The following is a 21950-nucleotide window of genomic DNA, read 5'->3' on the forward strand; positions in this document are numbered from 1 at the left end:
TTGCGGGTATTGCTGATCAAGACCTCCTCCCTGGGCGATGTCATCCATACGCTGCCGGCCCTGACCGATGCTGCGCGGGCGATTCCGGGTATCCGTTTCGATTGGGTCGTGGAAGAGGGCTTTGCCGAGATCCCGGCCTGGCATCCGGCGGTAGACAAGGTCATACCCGTGGCGATCCGCCGCTGGCGCAAGAACCTCTGGCAGACCGTCAAGAATGGCGAGTGGCGGCGATTCAAGCAGCGCCTGCGCGAAACGAAATACGATCTGGTGATCGATGCCCAGGGGCTGCTCAAAAGTGCATGGCTGACCCGCTATGTAAAGGCGCCGGTCGCCGGCCTGGACCGCGAGTCGGCGCGCGAGCCGCTGGCCAGTCGTTTCTATCAACGGCGCCTGGCCGTGGCGCGCGGTCAGCATGCTGTCGAGCGCCTTCGCCAACTCTTTGCCCTGGCACTGGGTTATGACCTGCCTTCGGGCATCGGTGACTATGGCTTGAACCGCGCGCGCCTGTTGGAAAAACCGGCGTCAATTCCCTATGTATTGTTCTTGCACGGCACGACCTGGGACACCAAGCATTGGCCCGAGGCCTATTGGCGCGAGCTGGCCGAGCGATTGGGCCAGGCGGGCATTGAAGTGCGCCTGCCCTGGGGCAACCCGGCAGAGCGCGCCCGCGCCGAACGTATTGCCACCGGCTTGAAGAATGCCGTGGTACTGCCCAAATTGAATCTGGCAGGCGTCGCCCGTGTGCTGGCCGGTGCCAAGGCCTGTGTAGCGGTGGACACCGGGCTCGGTCACCTGGCCGCGGCACTGGATGTGCCGACCCTGTCGTTGTTCGGGCCGACCAACCCGGGCCTGACCGGGGCCTACGGCAAGGGGCAGGTGCACCTGGGCAGCGATTTTCCGTGCGCGCCGTGCCTGCAGAAGAAATGTGCCTATCAACCGACGGCTGAGGACCAGCGTCGGTTCGATCTCAAGCGCGAGTGGCCATTGTGTTTCACTCGTTTGAACCCCGAGCGCGTGGCCAGCCGACTGGCGGCCATGTTGCTTGCCGAGGATCTTCGTTGATGCAATTGGCTTTTGTGCTTTACAAGTATTTCCCGTTCGGTGGCCTGCAGCGCGACTTCATGCGCATTGCGCTGGAGTGCCAGCAGCGCGGCCATCAAATCCGGGTCTATACCCTGATCTGGGAGGGTGATGTGCCGCCCGGCTTCGAAGTGCTGGTGGCACCGGTTTCGGCCTTGTTCAATCATCGCCGCAATGAAAAGCTCAGCGCCTGGATGGAGGCCGACCTGGCCAAGCGTCCGGTAGACCGCCTGATCGGTTTCAACAAAATGCCTGGCCTGGACGTCTACTACGCCGCTGACGGCTGTTTCGAAGACAAGGCCCAGACCTTGCGCAACGCGCTGTACCGGCGCTGGGGCCGTTACCGGCACTTTGCCGAGTACGAGCGGGCGGTATTTGCGCGTGACGCGAAAACTGAAATCCTGATGATTTCCGAAGTGCAGCAGCCGTTGTTCATCAAGCACTACGACACCCCGGTGGAGCGCTTTCATCTGTTGCCGCCGGGCATTGCCCAGGATCGTCGGGCGCCGGCCAATGCGGCGCAGATTCGTGAAGAATTCCGTCGAGAGTTCGGGCTCAAGGACGATGAACTGTTGCTGGTGCAAATCGGCTCCGGCTTCAAGACCAAGGGCGTGGACCGTAGCCTGAAGGCTGTGGCCGCACTGCCATCGGCCCTGCGCAAGCGTACCCGGCTGTTCGTCATTGGCCAGGATGACCCCAAGGTTTTCCAGTTGCAGAGTGCTGCGCTGGGCCTGGGCGAACAGGTACAGTTCCTCAAGGGGCGCAGCGATATTCCGCGTTTTCTGCTGGGGGCGGACCTGCTGATCCATCCGGCCTACAACGAAAACACCGGAACGGTGTTGCTCGAGGCGTTGGTTGCCGGCCTGCCGGTACTGGTTTCCGCAGTCTGTGGTTATGCCCATTACATCGCCGAGGCCGACAGCGGCAAAGTGCTGGACGAGCCGTTCGAGCAGGGCCAGCTCAATCAATACCTCAAGCAAATGCTCGAAGACGATGTGGCGCGAGCCCAGTGGGCGCGCAACGGTCTTGCATTTGCCGATACTGCCGATCTTTACAGCATGCCGCAGCACGCGGCTGACGTGATTCTGGCGCAGGGGCGCGAATGAAACTGATACTGGCAGAACCCTTCAAGCGGCTCTGGGCCGGACGCGATGCCTTCACCGAGGTCGAGGGCTTGCAAGGGCAGGTTTACCGCGAGCTGGAAGGCCGTCGGACCTTGCGCACCGAAGTCGAGGGGCGGGGTTATTTCGTCAAGATCCACCGGGGTATCGGTTGGGGCGAGGTGGCCAAGAACCTGTTGACGGCAAAGTTGCCGGTGCTGGGCGCAGGCCAGGAGTGGCGGGCCATCGAGCGCCTGCATGAAGTCGGTGTGCCGACCATGACCGCCGTGGCCTATGGTGAGCGTGGCAGCAATCCGGCCGCCCAGCACTCGTTCATCGTCACCGAAGAGCTGGCGCCGACCATCAGCCTGGAAGATTTCAGCATTAACTGGCGCAAGGAGCCTGCGCAGCCGCGTCTCAAGCATGCATTGATCGCCGAAGTGGCGCGCATGACCGGCATGATGCACCGCGCCGGGGTCAATCATCGCGACTGCTACATCTGCCACTTCCTGTTGCATACCGACAAGCCGGTGACCGCCGAAGACTTCAAGCTTTCGCTCATCGACCTGCACCGGGCCCAGACCCGTTCGCAGATCACCCGGCGCTGGCGCAACAAGGACCTGGCGGCCCTGTATTTCTCGGCGCTGGATATCGGCTTGACTCAACGCGACAAACTGCGTTTTCTGCGCGGCTACTTCCAGCAGCCGCTACGCCAGATTCTGCGCGACGAGGCCGCGCTGCTCGCCTGGCTCCAGGCCAAGGCCAACAAGCTCTATGAGCGTAAACAACGTTATGGAGATGCGCTCTGATGGCGGGTTGGACTCTGGAACCGCCCTATGCACACCTGGCGGCAGACTTTGGAACTCTCGATGCCGTCTTTGCCCTGCAGGGTGAGCGGCTGACCCACGACCCGCTGTCGGAGGTCATCCGCGTCGAACGGGAGGGTGTCAATTATTACGTCAAGCGCTACACCGGTGCGGGTAAGGGGTTGCGCCGTTATCTGGGGCGGCCGCGGGTCAAGTCCGAATGGCAGAACCTCAAGCGCTTCGCCAAGTGGGGAATCCCCACTGCCGAGGTGGTGGCCTGGGGCCTGGAGCGGCGCGGAGCCGCTTATGCGCGCGGCGCGATGATCACCCGCGAACTGCCTTGCACCGAAGACCTTTCGGCGCTGGCGTTGCGCAAGGACCCGCTGCTGGCCAATGCCGCCTGGGTGGACCGGATCAGTCGGCAACTGGCCCATCACACGCGCGCGATGCATGACCATCATTTCACCCATAACGACCTGAAGTGGCGCAACCTGCTGGTCGATGACCAGGACACGCTGTACTTCATCGATTGCCCCAATGGCGCGTTCTGGCGGGGGTTCCTGCTGCGTTACCGGATCACCAAGGACCTGGCGTGCCTGGACAAGGTCGCCAAATATCATCTGTCGGCAACCCAGCGGCTGCGCTTCTATCTGCAGTACCGCAAGCGTGCGCGGCTCAATGCGTCGGACAAGCGACGCATCCGGCACATCGTGACGTTTTTCGAGGGGCGTGAATGAGGGATTTCATTGCAGAGGCCGATCAGGCACTGCTGGAGCGCCATGGATTGAATGCATTCGAGCAGCTCTGGGAGCTGGAACTCGATGCAGTGGACGAACCCAATACCGGGCGTGGCGGCTGGAGCAGCGTCTATCGCCTCGAACTCGAGGGCAAGGGGTATTACCTCAAGCGTCAGAGCGATTACCTGACGCGAACCTTGTATCGGCCCTTTGGCGAGCCGACCTTCGCTCGGGAGTTTCGCAACATCAGCCGCTACCAGAGGCTGGCCATCCCGGCCCTGCAGGCGGTGTTCTTCGGCGAGCGCCGGATCAATGGCGAGCGCTGCGCGATCCTGATGACGCGCGCCCTGGACGGCTGGTCCGACCTGGATGCGCTGTTGTCTGACTGGCCGACGTTCAAGCCTGCCCAGCGCGAGGCGATCCTCAAGGCCTGCGGCAACCTTGCGCGGGTGCTGCATGGAGCCGGCCAGGTACATGGCTGTTTCTATCCCAAGCATATCTTCCTGCGCGCCCGCGCCGACGGTTACCAGGCGCAGTTGATCGATCTGGAAAAGACCCGGCCGCTGCTGTTCGGCCTGCGCGATCGCGTCAAGGACCTCGAGCCGTTGTTGCGCAGGGCGTCAGTCTGGAGCGGTGCCGATATCCGGTTGTTTTTGTCGACCTATCTGGACCAGACTCAAGACAGCTCGTTGGTCGATACCTGGATGCAGCGTCTGACGCTGCGCCGCCGTCATAAAGAGGCACGCTGATGCGTTTGTCCGAATTGAAAAACACCGGACGCAGTCCGGCATTGCCCCTGAGCCTGGAATTGGCCGATGCCGCAGGCCCCGCTCAATTGCAGCTGCTGAGCCTGTTGCGGGTATTGCCGGGGCAGCGGTATGTCGGGGCCGCCGTCTGGCGTGGGCGTGCGGTGTTGGCCAAGCTGCTGGTCGGGCCCAAGGCTGCGCGGCACTTCCAGCGCGAGTTGGCCGGCGTGCGTTTGCTTGCCGGGCAGGGCCTGACCACCCCGGTGTTGTTGGCCGATGGCCTGCAGGAAGGCGAGGGCGGCTGGTTGCTGTTCGACTTCCTCGAAGGCGCCCAGAGCCTGGGCGATGCCTGGGGCGAGGTCGAGCATTTGCCGGCCTTGGCCGATGAGCAACAGGTGATTCTGGGCGAGGCCCTGGCGGCCGTGGGCGCGATGCACGCCAAAGGCTTGTGGCAGGAAGACTTGCACCTGGACAATCTGCTGCGTCATCAAGGGCAGTTGTACCTGATCGATGGTGCCGGGGTGTGTGCCGAGGAAGCCGGCAAACCGTTGTCGCGCCAGCGTGTGCTGCAGAACCTGGGGGTATTTTTCGCCCAGCTGCCCAAGCACTTCCAGCCCTATTACGAAGAGTTGCTGGTGCATTATCTATTGGCCAACGGCGAGCATGCCTTGCCGCTCGAAGCCCTGCAAAAGCAGGTTGAAAAGGTGCGTAACTGGCGCCTCAAGGACATCCTCGACAAGGTCGGTCGTGACTGCACGCTGTTCAGCGTCAGCCGTGGCGCTTTTGCCTTGCGTGCCATACGCCGCGAAGAAGAGCCGGCCATGTTGCCGGTGCTGGCCGAAGCCGACGCGCTGCTCGACAAGGGGCATTTGTACAAGACCGGCGGTGCGGCCAGTGTCGGCCGGGTCCAGGCTGGCGGCAGAACATTGGTGGTCAAGCGCTACAACATCAAGAATGTCCTGCATTGGCTCAAGCGCTTCTGGCGTCCGAGCCGCGCCTGGCATTCGTGGGTCGAGGGCAACCGCCTGGCGTTCCTCGGCATTGCCACGCCCAAGCCGCTGGCCCTGCTTGAGCGGCGTTTTCTCTGGTTGCGCCGGCAGGCCTATCTGGTGACTGAATACTTGCCCGGCCCGGACATGCTCGAGCGTTTCGCGCCCTACGTGGCAACGGGAGAAGTGCCGGAGAATGAACTGGTGGCGCTGGACCAGCTGTTTGCCGACTTGATCGGCCAGCGCATCAGCCATGGCGACCTCAAGGGGCATAACCTGTTCTGGCATGAGCAGCAATGGGCCCTGATCGACCTGGATGCCATGTGCCAGCACCACACCTTGCACAGCTTTGCCCCGGCGTATGCCCGGGACCGGGCGCGGCTGCTGCGCAACTGGCCGGCCGAGAGCGCCCTGCACCAGATGCTGGATCGGCGCTTGCCCAGGCTGGACTGAGCTCCGGTTTATGTAGCCGCTGCCGCAGGCTGCGCTCGCGCGCGTTAGCGGGCGCAAGATCTCGAGACCGCCGGGGAGCCCCTGCGGGACTCCAGCGCAGCCTGGCGGCAGCGGCTACAGGCTGTGGCGCGGGCGCATTCCATTCGCCTTTACGCTATAATCCCGCCCTTTAGCTGCTGCTCGCCCATTTGGCGGGGGCGCATTTTTCAAGATTAAAGAGGCTAGACCTTTGGCATTGACGATTCTTGGCCTGTCCGGCGCCCTTAGCCATGATCCTTCCGCGGCCCTGTACATCGACGGCAAGCTGATCGCCGCCGCTGAAGAAGAGCGCTTCGTGCGCGACAAACATGCAAAGAACCGCATGCCCTATGAGTCGGCGAAGTTCTGCCTCGAGCAGGCCGGTATCAAGCCTTCGGATGTCGATGTGGTCGCGATTCCGTTCGCCCCCATCAGCCTGTTCGACAAGGCGCGCTGGCACTACGCCAAGCGTTACTGGTACGCCCCGGATCGCGCCCTCGATGCATTGCTGATGGGCAACCGCCGCTACAAGCGCTATCGCAAGCACATCGTGTTCTGCCTGCAGCAGCTGGGCTTCGATCCGAAGAAAATCAAGATCGAGCCGGTCGAGCACCACCTCGCTCACGCTTCCAGTGCCTATCACTGCTCAGGGTTCAAGGAAAAGACCGCGATCCTCGGCATCGACGGCAAGGGCGAATACGCCACCACTTTCTTTGGCTACGGCGAAAACGGCAAGATCCACAAGATCAAGGAGTTCTTCGATCCGGACTCCCTGGGTGGCCTGTACGGCGCGATCACCGAGTTCCTCGGTTTCGAGATGCTCGACGGTGAGTTCAAGGTCATGGGCATGGCCCCTTACGGCGACGCCAGCAAGTACGACTTCTCGCGCCTGGCCAGTTTCGAGAACGGTGAGCTGGTGATCAACACCGAGTACGCCAACGTCATCGGCCTGCGTCGCCATAAAGAGAAAGGCAAAGGCTTCTATTTCTCGCCGAAACTGATCGAGTGGCTGGGGCCAAAGCGCGAAGGCGACATCGCCGACGAGCCGTACATTCACTATGCGGCGAGCATGCAGGCGTTGTTCGAGAAACTCGCACTGCAAATGATCGACCATTACCTGGGCGACATTCTCAAGGAAACCGGCAAGCTGGCATTCGCCGGCGGCTGCGCCCTGAACGTCAAGCTCAACCAGAAGATCATCGCCCGCCCCGACATGAAGGAGCTGTTCGTGCAACCGGCATCGGGCGATGCCGGTACTGCAGTCGGCGCGGCAGCCTATGTGTCTCACGCCCGTGGCGTACCGGTGGAGAAGATGGAACACGTCTATCTCGGCCCGGCCTACTCCAACGAGGACGTGATCGCGGCCTGTGCCCGCCACGCCAGCAAGCCGGTATGGCGCAAGATCGACAACATGCCCCAGCGCATTGCCAAAATCATGGTCGACGGCAACCCGGTGGCCTGGTTCCAGGGGCGCATGGAGTTCGGCCCGCGTGCCCTCGGTGGTCGCTCGATCATTGGTTGCCCAAGTGTGCCGGGCGTGGCCAACCGCATCAACGAACAGATCAAGTTCCGCGAGCGCTGGAGGCCTTTCTGCCCGTCGATGCTCGATACCGTCGGCCCGCAGATGATCAAGGTCGACCACCCGGCACCCTTCATGACCTTCACCTTCGAGGTGGCCGAAGAGTGGAAGACCCGTGTGCCGGAAGTCGTGCACGAAGACGGTACGTCGCGGGCCCAGGTACTCAAACGCGAATACAACCCGCGTTACTACGACATGATGAAGGCGCTCGAAGACCTGACCGGCAACGGTGTGTCCTTGAATACCTCGTTGAACCGTCGTGGCGAGCCGATGATCTGCTCGCCGACCGATGCGTTGAACATGTTCTTCGGCTCTGACCTGCAATACCTGATCATGGAAGACATCCTGGTGGTCAAGGATGGCGCGGATGCCTATGACTCGCTCGGCTGAACGTCACGTCCTGCAGTTCTGTCACGGCTATGACGGGCCGTTCCTGGACTGCGCCCGGCAATATGCCAGCCTGTTTGCCGGCAGCGGCTATCGCGTGACCACGGTGTTTCTCACCGGGGTCGCCGATCCTGAAGTCGCCGCTGGCTGCGCGTCTGATGAAGTCCTGTTTCTCGAATACAGCTCCAGTGCCGTGCGCGGCCTGAAGCTGGGCGCCATCCGGGATCTGCGCAAGATTGCCGCGTCGCGCAATTTCAGCTTCTGTATCGCGCATCGCTTCAAGCCGATTTACATCGCCTTGCTCGGCACCGATTTGCCGGTCATCGGCGTGCATCATGCCTTCGGCGATTATCAGCGGCGCACACGCAAACTCTTTGCCCACCTGTTTCGCAAGCGCCTGAGCCTGCTCGGCGTGTCCGATGCGGTGCGCGACGATATGCGCAAGTGCCTGCCCAATTGGCCGACCGGACGCATCCGCACCCTCTACAACCGTATTGATACCGAGTCCCTGCAGGCCTCGCAACTGCCGGCCAGCCAGGCACGAGAGGCACTAGGCCTGGCCAGTGACGCCTGGATCGTCGGCAATGTCGGGCGCCTGCATCCGGACAAGGATCAGGCCACCCTGTTGCGCGGTTTCGCCCAGGCGTTGCCGAGCCTGCCCAAGCCGGCTCAGTTGGTGATCATGGGCAAGGGCCGCCTGGAGCAGGACCTCAAGGAACTGGCCAATGAGCTGGGCATAAGCGCCTATGTCACCTTTGCCGGCCAGGTCCCGGATGCCCGGCGTTACTTCCGCGCTTTCGACGCCTTTGCCTTGAGCTCGGACCATGAGCCTTTCGGCATGGTCCTGCTCGAAGCCATGGCCGCCGGCGTACCCTTGCTGGCCACGGCGTGTGGCGGTGCCAAGGAAGTGGTCGAGGGTGTCGGCATCCTGTTCCCGCTTGGCGATGCCGCGCATCTGGCGCAGGGGCTTGTACATTTGGCGTCGCTCGATGCCGAGCAGCGCCAGGCGTGCGCTGAGCTGATGCAACAGCGCTTGCATGAGCGTTTTTCCGATCACGCCGTGCGTGAGGCATTCTGGCGACTGCCGCAAGTCACCGATCTGATTGCGGAGGCTTGATGCTGAACCGAATTCAAGGCTGGCGCGAGCGCGGCTGGACGGCGGTGGATGCCGCAACTTATGCACAAGCCTGGCAGCGTTTCGGCGGTAGCGTCGCGACCCATCCGTTGGTCGTCGAGCAACTGGCCGATCTGGCGCAGATCCCGGTGCGGTATCTGGCCTGGGAACAGGGCGGCGACATCAAGGCAGCGATTCCGACCTGGGGCCGGCACCTGGCCTTGTCCAAGGAAGTGCTCAAGCGCAAGGGCAAGAAAGGCCTGTTCGATCTGGGCAATGCCGAGCTGATCCTGCCTGCCGCCGCAGAGGCGAGGGCGCCACTGCGCCATGCGGGCCGTTACCTTTCTGCGCTTAACGAGGGCCGCTTCAGTGAGCTCAAGCCCCAGCCTGAAAGCCTGGCCATGGCGCGTGAGCCCGAAGAGCTGTCGAAGAAGTTTCGCTACAACCAGCGTCGCGAACTGCGCCTGCTTGAAGAGGCTGGCGGCGTGGTGCATCCGGTCAGCGATTTCAGCAGTGCCGAACTCGCCAGGATGTACTGCGATCTGTTTCTGCGGCGCTGGGAATTCCCTGCCACCGGGGCCGCGCGCATGACTGAAGTGATCGAGCGCTTGCGTTCGCTGTTGATCGGCTCGGTGGTGTTTCTGGGCGACGCGCCTATCGCTATTCAGTTGGTGTATCGGGTCGAGGCGCCCGAATGGATCAGCGTCGAGTACATCAATGGTGGCGTCGACCCGCAGACGCGTGCGTTCAGCCCGGGCAGCGTGTTGAGCTTTCTCAATACCCAAAGTGCCTGGGAAGATGCGCGTGCCCGGCAGAAACCGCTGCGGTTTTCCTTTGGGCGAGCGGACCGCGATTACAAGGATCGTTGGTGCAACCCCGTGCCGGTATTTCAGGTTTGAGCCGCAAGCAGGAGCTTCTCAAGCGTCATCGGCGCAACAAGCGCCTGGGCCTGTTGCTGGGCCTGGTGTTGCTGATTGCCATCGGGGTACTGGTCAAATGGTGGCTGCCGCTGTTGTTGGCGCTGTTGGCATGGGTCGCTCACGAAGCCTGGTTTGCCGATCACCTGTTCTACTCGCCGGCCGAGGATTATCAGTACCGCTTTGCGCAAGACAGCGAGCAGGCAAAGGTGCGTCTGGACGGGGAGCTGCTGCAGCTTGAGCAGCCATTGAGCCTGAGCGGGGATGAAACTCTGGTGCTGCGCATGCGGCTCAGAAGCACCTGGTTGGGGCGATTCCTCGATCCTGCGGTCGAGCTAACGGGGGACGACCAGCAGGACCGGCAGACGTTCGAGCGTGGCGTGAACGGCCAGCGTTACCTGAACCTGACAGGCCTTGGCACCTCGTTTAGCCAGGGTCGCCTGCGACTGCGTGGACGGTTCTGTCGTCTGCTTGGGCAGCCCGAGTTGTGGGTGTTCCGTCATCCGGACTATCGCCAGCAACGGGTCATGGTCATTGCGCCTCACGCCGACGATGCCGAACTGGCAGCCTTCGGCCTCTACAGCCAGGCACAAGACACCTGGGTCGTGACCCTGACCGCCGGTGAGATCGAGGCAGAGCACTATCAAAAAATGGGCATGGCAACTGCCGAGGCCGCGCGCTTGAAAGGACGCTTGCGGGCCTGGGACAGCATTGCCGTACCGCGCTGGGCCGGAGTACCCGAGGCGCAATGCGTACAACTCGGTTATTTCTGTTTGCAACTGCCGGCGATGCAGGCGGCACCGGATCAGTCGGTTGCCTCCCGGGAAGCAGACCTGAACGACACACGACTGTTTCGGCAGTTCAACGCGTTGACATTGCCGGGCGACAGTGATGGTGCACCGACCTGGAACAATCTGTTGGCAGACCTGCGGGCACTTCTGCTCCAGGCCAGGCCGCAAGTTATCGTACTGCCGCATCCTTCGCTGGACCCGCACCCTGACCATATCTGCGCGCAGCAGGCTGTGCTTGAGGCGCTGGACGGGTTGCAATGGCAACCTGATACCCTGCTGGGGTACGCCAATCATCTTCACGACAATGATCGTTGGCCGATGGGCGACTCGGGCGCTGGCGTGAATTTACCCCCATTGCTGGACGCCACGCAGTTCTGGGTTCCTTACAGTTTGTCGCTTGATCTTGCTCGGCAGCGCGACAAAGCGATGGCGCTGGGTATGATGCATGACTTGCAGCCTCGCCCACCTTTCAAGCGGCTAGTGCGACGGGGGGTGCAGCGCCTGTTGGCAGGGCGTCGGGATTCCGTTTATGGCGAGAATGAGTTCTTTCGCAAGGCGGTACGCCGGCACGAATTGTTCTGGGCCGTGAAACATAAATAAGGATGTGAGGCGCTTGTTTTGCCTCTCGAAATCTCTGACAGTGAGCTTCAAGTGATCAATCTAAACCCGCGGATTCTTTTCATTATTCCGTACTTCGGACGCTGGCCGTTCTGGATGCCGTTCTTCCTTGCGAGCTGTCGGTGCAATCCGGATATCGACTGGTTGCTGTTCAGTGACTGTGGTACGCCGGAGGATCTGCCAGACAATGTTCGGATAGAGGCGATCAGCTTTACCGAGTATTGCCAGATGGTTTCAAAGCGCCTGGAAATCGACTTTGTGCCGACCGAGGCGTACAAACTGTGCGATATCAAGCCTGCGCTGGGGTATATCCATGCTGACAGGCTCAAAGGTTACGATTTCTGGGCGTTCGGCGATATTGATTTGATTTATGGCGATTTGCGCGCGTATTTCACGGCGGAGCGCCTGGCCAACCATGATCTGTTTTCAACCCATGAGCGGCGGGTCGCGGGACATTTGTGCCTGATGCGCAATACGGCGTGCAAGCGCGAATTGTTCAAGGAAATCAAGGGCTGGCGCACGCGTTTTACCGATAATGAACATCATGCGCTGGATGAAGGTGCGTTCAGTCGCCTGTTCCTCTGGCGCAAGAACTTTCCGAAACCCTTGTTCGAGCTGGTCGGGAAGTTTAATCCCTTGCGGCGCCGCAGCGAATTCACCGAGGCATTCAGTACGCCCGGTGGTGTGATCAAGTGGCACGATGGCAGTGATGATTTTCCCAGGCAATGGTATTGGCGCGATGGCTGCCTGAGCAATGATCGCGATGGTAACCGGACCTTTCCGTATTTTCATTTCGTCTGCTGGAAGCGCAATGAGTGGTCCCGTCTGCCGGAACCGGACCAGGCGCACATCAAGCAATTGGCGCAAAAACCAGCGTGGGTCATCGACGAGACCGGTTTTCATCAGGGAGAGTTATGAGACAGCGTTCCAGGGTTTTGCAATTACAACCGGACTACAACGTCAAGAAGCACGATTTTGCTGATCTGGCAGAACAGATCGTCAAGGCCCTGCCGGTTGAACGCTATGAGGTGACCGCAGCATTTCTCAGAGGGCGGCCTCAGCCAGGTGATGCGGTAAGTCGTGCTGATCACTCAGTGTATTTCGACTTTTCGGACAAGGCACTCAAGGGCATGCGCGTGCGTGCCATGTGGCGCCTGTATCAGTTCTGCCGAAAAGAAAAGTTCGACGTGGTGATCTGCAATCGCTTCAAGCCGGTAAATATGATGTTGCAGCTCAATCGGTGGTTGAAGGTTCCACTTTGTATTGGAATCTCCCACGGGTTTGGCGAGTACGACCGCTATTACCGCCGGCGTCAGACCCAGCGCCTGATCGATCGTGCCTGGCGTATTGTCGGTGTGTCGCCTGCGGTCAAGCAATACTTGATCGAGTGCAGCTGTGGATTTACCGATCAGAACACCTATGCCATTACCAATGCCATCGATATCGAGCAGGCAGAAGGGTTGCAGCATTCGCGCGAACGCTCGCGAGAGCTGTTGGGGCTATCCCCCTCGGCTCGCTTGATCGGTGCATTGGGGCGACTGGTACCGGTTAAAGGGCACATCCATCTGTTGCAGGCTTTTGCTGCCCTCAAGGACAAATACCCTCAGGTGGAACTGGCGATCATTGGTGCGGGGCGCGAACAAGGGCGTCTGGAAAGCGAAATCGAGCGGTTGGGGCTGGCTGGACGGGCACATTTGCTCGGATTTCGTGAGAACGCGCTGCAATACGTGCGCGCATTCGATATCTGGACCATGCCATCGTTGGCCGAAGGCCTTGGGTTGGCGCTGCTTGAAGGCATGAGCGGCCATCTGCCGGTGATTGCTTCCAATGTGCCGGCGATGCTGCCATTAATTGAAGGGGCTGGCGGGCTGGCGGTGGAACCGGCCAATGTTACGGCGCTGACGACGGCCCTCGATAGCTATCTGGGGCTGAGCGATGATGCGCTACGCGCCAAGGGCGAACAGGCCTACCGCTATTTGCAGACACATCACGACATCGACGTTTTCCGACAGGAATACCTGGACTTGATCGACTCGGGTCTGAGCCTGGTACGGAAGGAGCAAGCATGAAAGACGATCAGCCACTGGTGACGGTGATTATCGCCTCGTACAACCACGGCCCCTATATCGAAGAAAGCATACTCAGTGTGCTTGGACAGACCTATCCGAATATTGAGCTGCTGGTTGTGGATGACGGCTCCAAGGATGACAGTGTCGAGCGAATTGCACGCTTGCAGGCCATCCATGGCTTCGATTTCAGGGTGCAGCAGAATCAGGGGCTGACCAATACCCTCAATGGCGCCATTGCCCGGGCCAAGGGCACGCTGATCGCGCCATTCGGTTCCGATGACATCATGCTGCCCGAGCGTATTGCTACCCAGGTAGCCTATATGGCCGACAAGCCGGAAGTCGGCATCTGTGCAGGTAATATCGAGCTCATTGATGCTCAAGGGCAGTTGTACCCCGAGAAGCGGCAGCGCAGGGACGTGCCATTCCGCCGTCTGGACTTCGATGACATGTTTCTTGAGCGCAAGCCCTACCCGCCAGCGCCGACGTTGCTGATCCGGCGCGAGGCACTGGAAAAGGTTGGCGGCTTTGACCCCAGCATCCGTCTTGAAGACTTACTGATCGAGCTGAAAATCACCCGGGCCGGATACTTCATTGACGGGCTTGGCGTATTGATGGCGCGCTACCGCAAGCATGCGACCAATTCGTACAAGAACCATCGTTTCATGATCGACAATATTCTGCGCTCCTACGCATTGTTCAGCGATCACCCGCAGTACGAGGAAGTGAAGTACAAGTTTCTCAACTCGATGTTTTTGAAAACATCGAACCGTGACCACGCGCTGGCGCGCGAACTGTTGACGCAGATACCGCTCAAGGCCTGGAGTCGCAAGACGTTGCGCGGGTTGACTCGGTTGTACTTTTTTCCGCTGGAACGCGATTGAGTGGAGTCAGCTAATGGTTGAGTGCGTATTAGTGATTCACGGCGCAGTTTCTTGTGCTGTTACGCACTCGGTATCCCGGTTGCGGCGCAGCCATTGAACCACTTTTTTGCCTGCCACAATTCCCGGTTTCTCGATGAACAGGAAGGTTATGCTGCTCAGTACAATCAGCAAGCAACTGCTCAGGGCGATAAGAGCGAGGAAAGGAATCGAGTTGTCCCGAGCGTAGGGGAGTTGTGGCAGTAGCTGATAGATCACCAGCCAGAGCACGAATCCATGAAGCAGGTACGTGCTGTAGCTGATTTCTCCGAGCCAGCGAATGCTGCGCCACTTCAGCGCGCCGAACAGGTCATTGCCGGAAGCGACGATGACAAAGAAGAGCGTGAGCAGCAGCAGTGGCAGGGTTGCAAAGCTTTTACGAAACGCGGTCATGACGATCAGCAGTGCGATCAGGGCGACGACGCTGGCAGTCCGAGTTTTTCCCCAGGCCAGTAATTTTGGCTGGCGAATCCAGTAGGTCGCCGCGATACCGCCCAGGAAGCTGGCCAGATAATGCTTTTTCAGCGAGTGCTCCCAGCCGATGACCTGGTACAGCGTGTAGATGCCTATCAGACACAGCGCCACTTGCACGCGACCGCCTCGGTAGATGAACAGCATGCCCAGCAGGGGCAGCGCCGTATAGAAGAACACTTCATAAGCCAAGGTCCAGGTAACGTTGGAGATCAACATTCCGGTCTGTGGATATTGATTGATATCCGGCCGATCGAAGCTTAGCCATAGGGCGATCTGCTTCGTGATGTCGAGCGGCGACTCCTTGAACTCCCAGCCTTGCAGGTAAAAGACGCACAGCACGACTATCGTCAACAGCGGCAGGTAGAGCGGATAGAGCCGGAATACCCGAGAGACTGCAAAGGCGAGCCAATCGTGCTGGCGACCTTGTTTGAGCAGCCTGCTCCAGAAAAGAAAACCGGTAATCATGAAAAATAGAGCGACGCTGGCCAGGCCGATCTGGGCAAAGAAATTATTGGGCGGTATGCCAATTTGGTTGGTCTGCAGATAGATCCAGGCAATGACGGAGTGATGGATAAATACGCCAAATGCCAGATAACCCCTCAAACCGTCAACGCTGGCGTAACGGCCCCCAATGGGTTCCAGGCTGTTGGCAATTCTAGGCACCAGACGCAGCAGCAGTGCTGCAGTAGCAATAGCCAAGGCGTAGGCTGCAAAAGTCAGGAATGGTGCAAGCGGCGACATTGTTGATCAGCCTGCGGTGTGTTTGAGTAAATGCGCGTGCTTGTGCATGTGCTTTACAGCCTTGTCAGACGCAAGGGCCGCATAGCCCTTGAGCAACTGCGCCAGATTTTCTTCGAAAAGCCAGCCGCGGTCCTGGGTATAGCGTTGCATGTGACGCAGGTTGCGCCGCCGAAGTGCCAGGCTCAATGAGGAGGGCAGGATGCGCATGTCGGCCACATCAATGAGACCGAGCTCACCGTTGTCCAGCAGCAGCACGTTGCCCAGATGCAAGGAGCGGAAATAGATGCCCTGTTCGTGCAGGTGGGCCAGATACCGGCCGAATTTCTGTGCCAGCACCTGACGCTCGGCGCTGTCTTGAGTCGCCTCAAACACTTGGCGCAAGGTTCGACCAGGCAGGGGCTGGTAGCGCACGGCGGTGCTGCCATCGCTCAAGCGATAAAGATCAAGTATCGGAGGCGCACTGAAACCGAGCGAGGATAACAGTTGGCTATTGCTGGCAAAGCGTTCGGAGTAGGGGTGAAAACTACCGGATGTATACCAGCGCCGGCCTCGAAACAACTTCAGGAAACTGCCATCCCCAAGACGCAGGACTTTTGGGCCCAGACCATCTTCTTCAATCACATCAGCGCCGGTCATGAGCGTGCCAGCCGCTGGCGGACTCAGGGGCTGTATGCGCATGCCCAATAGGTGATGCGTGCGCCGACTGATATTGAGGGCGGCAATCAGCGCCAGCGGAATCCACAACAGGAACCAGTGCTCCTTCGGGCGTGACAGAATTCCTCCCCCCTCGGTCAGCCCGGCGCCGATGCCAAACACCAGAAGGGAGGAGGCGAGGATGAAGAGCGGCTGAGTCCTATGGCGCCAGCAGCTCAAAAGCCCCCAGGCTTGCATGGCCAGCCAGGGTAGAAACCCGATAATACCGACGTAGTACAGAACACCCAATGCAAAACTGTGTGGCTCACTCAGGGAGTAACCGGTCCCCGGATCTATGCTCAGGTGGGAACCGTACCCATGGCCCAACAGCAGTTTTTCATTGATGAGTTGAAGCGTGATCGTCCAGATCTCGAAGCGGAAGGAGTCGCCTCGGCTGGAAATCATTTCAGGGAAAGCCGTCACTACCACCGCGGTGATCAGTGCGATGGCCGATATCATGAGTGCCGAGCGGTGATTCCAGCAGATAAGACTCAGCCAGATCGCCGCCAGCGTGATCGCTACCAGCGGTGTTCGTGAGCCTGTCGCCAACACCGCGGCGAACATGATTGCGAATGCTGGCGCACTGACAGCAAGCACCCGCAGGTTTTTGCTGGTCATACAAATGAATAGCCAGAAAGTAGAAAAGAAGCCGAATAAATGAGAGCTCAGTAGCGGATTGTCGAAAGCGCCGGTTCCGACCATGCGCAATCCATCCGTGTAGCTTCGGCTGAACGCATACAGGCTCAATAGTGAGGCCAGCAAGGCGATCAGCGCGGCAGATAGAAAAATGGGTTTCAGACTCTCATTGCGATAGCGCAATAGGAGACAAGTTCCCGCGAACAACATGAATGTATGCAGCGGTCGTTTCACAAGGCCCGAGACGCGGTCTTCGGAGGGACCCCAGGCCAGACTGAGGAGGGCAATAGCAGCAAAGGCCACATAGGCCAGGATCAGTGGCTCGCGCCAGAGATGTTTCAGTTCGCGAGGGCGCAGGCATATGGCAAGCAGCGCTGGAATACTGAAAAGCCCATAAAACAGCTTCTGGTGAATGCTGCGATCAGGAAGAAAGAACAACGAGCTCAACAAAAGCAGAAAGCCCAGTGGCAATACCCACAGACAGATAAAGTCGAATGTCCGGTTAGCGCTGCTATTCAAACTGCTGAGATGCATGTTGAGTGTTATTTCCGATAAGAGGTCGGCAATACCAGCGTATCTGCCTGTTAAATTTCGCCTGAATGTGGTAGGCGTCTCGCTGTTCGAATGATCCAGACAGCGCTCAGGAGAAGCTGTGATAAAGTCAGCTTCCCTTTTTGAGTACTTCGCGTGATATGACCGACTCCAGTCTCTGCGGCAGCCCCTCAAGCATGAAGATCTATTTCCGCCTTCTTGGCTATGTGCGGCCGTATGTCGGTCTGTTCCTGCTGAGCATCGTCGGATTTCTGATTTTTGCCTCGACCCAGCCGATGCTCGGCTACATTCTCAAGTATTTCGTGGACGGCCTGTCGAATCCGGAAGCCGCCCTGTTTCCCACCGTTCCTTACCTCCGGGATCTGCAGCTACTGCAGGCTGTCCCTCTGCTGATCATCCTGATTGCGGCATGGCAGGGTCTGGGATCCTATCTGGGGAACTACTTTCTGGCAAAGGTCTCGTTGGGCCTGGTCCACGATTTGCGCGTCCAGCTGTTCAACAATCTGCTGACGCTGCCGAATCGATACTTCGATCAGCATAACTCCGGGCACCTGATTTCTCGTATCACTTTCAACGTGACCATGGTCACGGGGGCGGCGACAGATGCGATCAAAGTCGTAATCCGCGAGGGCATGACGGTTATCTTTCTGTTCGTTTCGCTGCTGTTCATGAACTGGCGGCTGACCCTGGTGATGGTCGCCATTCTGCCGCTGATTGCGTTCATGGTGAGCCGCGCCAGCAAGAAGTTCCGCAAGCAGAGCAAGAAGATCCAGGTGGCCATGGGTGATGTCACTCATGTGGCATCCGAGACCATCCAGGGCTATCGCGTGGTTCGTAGCTTCGGTGGCGAGACCTACGAGCGCCAGCGCTTCCTCGATGCCAGCCAGAGCAATACCGACAAGCAGTTGCGCATGACCCGTACCGGCGCCATCTACACCCCCATGCTGCAGTTGGTGATCTATACCGCCATGGCTGTATTGATGTTTCTGGTGCTCTTCCTGCGTGGCGATGCATCGGCCGGTGACATGGTGGCCTATATTACGCTCGCGGGACTGCTTCCCAAGCCCATCCGTCAGCTCTCCGAAGTGAGTTCGACGATTCAGAAGGGCGTTGCGGGTGCAGAAAGTATTTTCGAGCAGCTGGATGTCGCCCCCGAAGTCGATCATGGCACTGTCGAGCGGGAATCGGTCAGTGGTCGACTGGATGTGCGTCATCTGAGCTTCACCTATCCGGGTACCGATCGGCTGGTCCTGGATGACATCAGTTTTTCGGTCGAGCCGGGACAAATGGTCGCCCTGGTTGGGCGCTCGGGGAGCGGCAAGTCGACGCTGGCCAGCTTGATTCCGCGCTTTTACCATCACACCATGGGTGAAATCCTGCTCGATGGTGTCGAGATCGAGCAGTTCCGCCTGCTGAACCTGCGTCGTCACATTGCCCAGGTGACCCAACACGTAACGCTGTTCAGTGATTCGGTCGCCAATAACATTGCCTATGGTGACCTGGCTGGAGCCCCTCGCGCCGATATCGAGGCCGCCGCTCAGGCCGCCTACGCGAAAGACTTTGTCGACCAGTTGCCGCAAGGCTTTGACACACAGGTTGGGGAAAACGGCGTTCTGCTCTCCGGTGGGCAGCGCCAGCGCCTGGCAATCGCCCGTGCATTGCTCAAGAATGCACCGTTGTTGATTCTCGATGAGGCCACCTCAGCTCTTGATACCGAATCAGAGCGGCATATTCAGGCGGCCCTGGACCACGTCATGAAAGGACGTACCACACTGGTGATCGCCCACCGACTCTCGACCATCGAGAAGGCCGACCTGATCCTGGTCATGGATCAGGGACGGATCGTCGAACGTGGAACCCACGCCCAGTTGCTGGCTCAAAATGGCTACTACGCCAGGTTGCATGCCATGGGGCTGGACGAGCCTGCCAAGGCTGACATCACTTGAAATACGGCGTCATGGCGATGAATTCGCACTGACGCCGGATGACTGCTTTAATCCAGACGCCTGCGACGATAGTCATGGCAAGCCTGCAAAAAAGACAGCGCTTGCCCTGTGTTAATATCGCGCCCCTTTTAATTTTTGTATGTGGGTTGCTCCATGAAGTTGTCCATGCCGCGATTCGATCAAGCCCCAGTGTTGGTGGTCGGCGATGTCATGCTCGACCGCTATTGGCATGGCGGTACCTCACGAATCTCGCCTGAAGCCCCGGTGCCGGTGGTCAAGGTCGAGCACATCGAGGACCGTCCGGGCGGTGCGGCTAACGTTGCCTTGAACATTGCCGCGCTGGGGGCGCCAGCTGCGCTGGTGGGTGTCACCGGCCAGGACGAGGCTGCCGACAGTTTGGTCAATAGCCTGCACGCCGCCGGCGTGCGCGCCATTTTCCAGCGTATTGCGCACCAGCCGACCATCGTCAAATTGCGAGTGATGAGTCGTCACCAGCAATTGCTGCGTATCGATTTTGAAGAGCCTTTCGCCACCGACCCCTTGTCGCTGGGAGTAGAGGTCGACAATCTGCTTGATGGCGTCAAGGTCCTGGTGTTGTCCGACTATGGCAAAGGTGCCTTGAAAAACCACCAAAGCCTGATCCAGGCTGCACGTAGCAGAGGCATCCCGGTGTTGGCCGACCCAAAGGGCAAGGACTTCTCGATTTATCGCGGCGCCAGCCTGATTACGCCGAACCTGAGCGAATTCGAAACCATCGTCGGCCGCTGTACCGATGAAGCCGAGCTGGTCGCCAAGGGCGCGCAGCTAATGGCTGAACTGGAGCTGGGCGCCTTGCTGGTGACCCGCGGCGAGCACGGCATGACCTTGCTGCGTCCTGATCATCCGGCGCTGCACCTGCCGGCCCGGGCGCGCGAAGTGTTCGACGTGACCGGTGCGGGCGACACGGTGATATCCACCCTGGCGGCGGCGATCGCGGCGGGCGAGGAGCTACCCAATGCCGTCGGTTTGGCCAACCTGGCCGCCGGCATCGTGGTCGGCAAGCTTGGTACCGCGGCCATCAGCGCACCGGAGCTGCGTCGTGCCATTCAGCGCGAAGAGGGTTCCGAGCGTGGCGTGCTGAGCCTGGATCAGCTGTTGCTGGCGATCGACGATGCGCGTGCGCACAAAGAGAAGATTGTCTTCACCAATGGCTGTTTCGATATTCTTCATGCCGGTCACGTGACCTACCTGGAACAGGCTCGTGCCCAGGGCAATCGCCTGATCGTTGCCGTCAATGACGATGCGTCGGTCAGCCGTTTGAAAGGTCCGGGGCGGCCGATCAACAGCGTCGATCGGCGCATGGCGGTATTGGCCGGTCTCGGTGCGGTGGACTGGGTTATCAGCTTCCCTGAAGACACTCCTTCCAATCTCCTTAGCCAGGTCAAGCCTGATGTATTGGTCAAGGGCGGCGACTATGGCGTCGAGCAGGTGGTGGGCGCCGATATCGTCAAGGCCTATGGCGGCGTGGTGAAGGTGCTTGGGCTTGTGGAAAACAGCTCGACCACTGCAATCGTCGAGAAAATTCGTCAGAACTGAGCCAGCGGGCCGTCGCTCAGGCGACGGCTTGCTCATTTGTCCAGGCCGTCACGCGCGATCTCCAGTAATTGCCGGGCCCTGCCGGTCAGGCGTTGCAACCCCGTCCGGGAGCCCTCGGGCTGGCTCAGGCCCTGTTGTCTGAGCCAATCCTTCCAGCGAATTCGCTCGTCCTTGACCAGCCAGCCTTCCTGCCGGGCGAAGCTCTCGGCCAGATAAAGACCGCGGGTGCTGGCCGGCTGCAGCTGATCCTTTTTCAAGGTGTACAGCTCAGGGCAGGGGTGCCCCTCTTCAAGAGGCATCAGGTACAGGTCCGGGCTGTTGCGATTCAGGCGTGCGACCAATTGGTCCTTTTCCAGGCGTTCGTCTACATGGAACAGGCTCAGGGACTTGGCCTCCCTGGGAACTTGCAGGCGCAAATCATAGATCAGCTGCAAGGACGCCGTGGGTAGATGAACATAGGCGCGGGGCCGTTCGATCAAATGCATGCTGCCGCAGCGCACAGGCCTTGCAGCGCCGGAAAGCGGTGTCAGGCTGAAGGGCATGGCATCACGGTAGTGCAGGGCGCCGGCATAGGGCGCTGGCAGCCAGGTTTCGTTGAAACGCCCGCCAAGCCAGCCTTCGGGCGTCTCCAGCAGGCATTCTTCGGCGACTTCCTGAATGGCCGTATGCAGCGGCAGATTCAGTTCATGGGCCGGAACATACCCCGAGATCAACTTGAGCACGACATCGCCCCGGTCCTGGCGGCGCTGGCGCACCAACACCCAGTAGTCACGGTTCTGCCAGTTGAGTGTCAGGCGCACTGAAACGCCCAGGTTGGCCAGCTCTACGGAGAAGCGCTCGCTGTCGCCAACCTGCACCTGCTTGCGCCGCTGCAGGGTCTGGGCGAAATTCAGCGGCATCCCGACGCTGTGATAGCTCAGGCTTTCGGGTGTCGCTTCGACGTGTAACGGCAGGGTTTTGAAGTTGCTGGGGTTTTTTCTTATCAGGGTACGCGGCATGTCGGCTCCTTCTT

At 59.7% G+C, this 21950-nt stretch carries 18 protein-coding genes; 15 read left to right on the forward strand and 3 right to left on the reverse strand.

The window, feature by feature from the left end; all coding sequences use genetic code 11:
* From waaC to NVV94_RS02220, 13 genes are all read left to right on the forward strand, one after another.
* A complete protein-coding gene (waaC, locus tag NVV94_RS02160) occupies window positions 1-1062 on the forward strand; it encodes a lipopolysaccharide heptosyltransferase I (RefSeq protein WP_258445622.1) in 1062 nt (353 codons plus the stop codon).
* Window positions 1062-2186: a glycosyltransferase family 4 protein gene (locus NVV94_RS02165; RefSeq protein ID WP_258445623.1), complete on the forward strand. Its 1125-nt coding sequence runs from the start codon at window positions 1062-1064 to the stop codon at window positions 2184-2186. The genes waaC and NVV94_RS02165 overlap by 1 nt, the downstream gene beginning before the upstream one ends.
* A complete protein-coding gene (gene rfaP / locus NVV94_RS02170) occupies window positions 2183-2989 on the forward strand; it encodes a lipopolysaccharide core heptose(I) kinase RfaP (RefSeq protein ID WP_258445624.1) in 807 nt (268 codons plus the stop codon). The genes NVV94_RS02165 and rfaP overlap by 4 nt, the downstream gene beginning before the upstream one ends.
* On the forward strand, window positions 2989-3723 hold the full coding sequence (locus NVV94_RS02175) for a lipopolysaccharide kinase InaA family protein (protein WP_258445625.1): 735 nt from the start codon (window positions 2989-2991) through the stop codon (window positions 3721-3723). The genes rfaP and NVV94_RS02175 overlap by 1 nt, the downstream gene beginning before the upstream one ends.
* Window positions 3720-4472, forward strand: a complete 753-nt coding sequence (locus tag NVV94_RS02180) for a lipopolysaccharide kinase InaA family protein (protein WP_258445626.1) — start codon at window positions 3720-3722, stop codon at window positions 4470-4472. The genes NVV94_RS02175 and NVV94_RS02180 overlap by 4 nt, the downstream gene beginning before the upstream one ends.
* Window positions 4472-5911 carry a lipopolysaccharide kinase InaA family protein gene (locus tag NVV94_RS02185; protein ID WP_258445627.1) on the forward strand — a complete coding sequence of 480 codons (1440 nt, stop codon included), beginning with the start codon at window positions 4472-4474 and terminating at the stop codon, window positions 5909-5911. Before NVV94_RS02180 ends, NVV94_RS02185 begins: the two co-directional genes overlap by 1 nt.
* Before the next feature lie 229 nt (window positions 5912-6140).
* Window positions 6141-7898, forward strand: a complete 1758-nt coding sequence (locus NVV94_RS02190) for a carbamoyltransferase (protein WP_258445628.1) — start codon at window positions 6141-6143, stop codon at window positions 7896-7898.
* Window positions 7882-9012: a glycosyltransferase gene (locus NVV94_RS02195; protein WP_258447603.1), complete on the forward strand. Its 1131-nt coding sequence runs from the start codon at window positions 7882-7884 to the stop codon at window positions 9010-9012. The genes NVV94_RS02190 and NVV94_RS02195 overlap by 17 nt, the downstream gene beginning before the upstream one ends.
* Window positions 9012-9908, forward strand: coding sequence for an antimicrobial resistance protein Mig-14 (locus NVV94_RS02200; RefSeq protein WP_258445629.1), 897 nt, complete (start codon window positions 9012-9014; stop codon window positions 9906-9908). The genes NVV94_RS02195 and NVV94_RS02200 overlap by 1 nt, the downstream gene beginning before the upstream one ends.
* Window positions 9905-11317: a PIG-L deacetylase family protein gene (locus NVV94_RS02205; protein WP_258447604.1), complete on the forward strand. Its 1413-nt coding sequence runs from the start codon at window positions 9905-9907 to the stop codon at window positions 11315-11317. The genes NVV94_RS02200 and NVV94_RS02205 overlap by 4 nt, the downstream gene beginning before the upstream one ends.
* Before the next feature lie 51 nt (window positions 11318-11368).
* A complete protein-coding gene (locus tag NVV94_RS02210; RefSeq protein ID WP_258445630.1) occupies window positions 11369-12253 on the forward strand; it encodes a DUF6625 family protein in 885 nt (294 codons plus the stop codon).
* The gene (locus tag NVV94_RS02215; RefSeq protein WP_258445631.1) at window positions 12250-13404 is read left to right on the forward strand and encodes a glycosyltransferase; all 1155 of its coding nucleotides are present in this window, start codon (window positions 12250-12252) and stop codon (window positions 13402-13404) included. Before NVV94_RS02210 ends, NVV94_RS02215 begins: the two co-directional genes overlap by 4 nt.
* On the forward strand, window positions 13401-14285 hold the full coding sequence (locus NVV94_RS02220) for a glycosyltransferase (protein ID WP_258445632.1): 885 nt from the start codon (window positions 13401-13403) through the stop codon (window positions 14283-14285). The genes NVV94_RS02215 and NVV94_RS02220 overlap by 4 nt, the downstream gene beginning before the upstream one ends.
* Window positions 14286-14321: 36 nt before the next feature.
* On the opposite strand, the gene NVV94_RS02225 is transcribed toward NVV94_RS02220, so the two are convergent.
* Both NVV94_RS02225 and NVV94_RS02230 read right to left on the reverse strand, forming a co-directional pair.
* Complete coding sequence (locus NVV94_RS02225; protein WP_258445633.1) at window positions 14322-15536, reverse strand: acyltransferase; 1215 nt, start codon at window positions 15534-15536, stop codon at window positions 14322-14324.
* A 6-nt stretch (window positions 15537-15542) separates the two neighbouring features.
* Window positions 15543-17399 carry a bifunctional O-antigen ligase/aminoglycoside phosphotransferase family protein gene (locus NVV94_RS02230; protein ID WP_258445634.1) on the reverse strand — a complete coding sequence of 619 codons (1857 nt, stop codon included), beginning with the start codon at window positions 17397-17399 and terminating at the stop codon, window positions 15543-15545.
* 158 nt (window positions 17400-17557) lie between these two features.
* Here NVV94_RS02230 and msbA point away from each other — a divergent pair, with 158 nt between their 5' ends.
* Together msbA and hldE are read left to right on the forward strand one after the other, a co-directional pair.
* The gene (msbA, locus tag NVV94_RS02235; RefSeq protein ID WP_258445635.1) at window positions 17558-19363 is read left to right on the forward strand and encodes a lipid A export permease/ATP-binding protein MsbA; all 1806 of its coding nucleotides are present in this window, start codon (window positions 17558-17560) and stop codon (window positions 19361-19363) included.
* A 153-nt stretch (window positions 19364-19516) separates the two neighbouring features.
* Complete coding sequence (hldE, locus tag NVV94_RS02240; RefSeq protein WP_258445636.1) at window positions 19517-20938, forward strand: bifunctional D-glycero-beta-D-manno-heptose-7-phosphate kinase/D-glycero-beta-D-manno-heptose 1-phosphate adenylyltransferase HldE; 1422 nt, start codon at window positions 19517-19519, stop codon at window positions 20936-20938.
* Window positions 20939-20970: 32 nt separating this feature from the next.
* On the opposite strand, the gene NVV94_RS02245 is transcribed toward hldE, so the two are convergent.
* Entirely contained in the window at window positions 20971-21936 is a 966-nt protein-coding gene (locus NVV94_RS02245) for a metal ABC transporter ATPase (RefSeq protein ID WP_258445637.1), read from the reverse strand.
* Between the last annotated feature and the right edge of the window lie 14 nt (window positions 21937-21950).

Source organism: Pseudomonas sp. LS1212, from assembly GCF_024741815.1.
Classification (GTDB): Bacteria; Pseudomonadota; Gammaproteobacteria; order Pseudomonadales; family Pseudomonadaceae; genus Aquipseudomonas.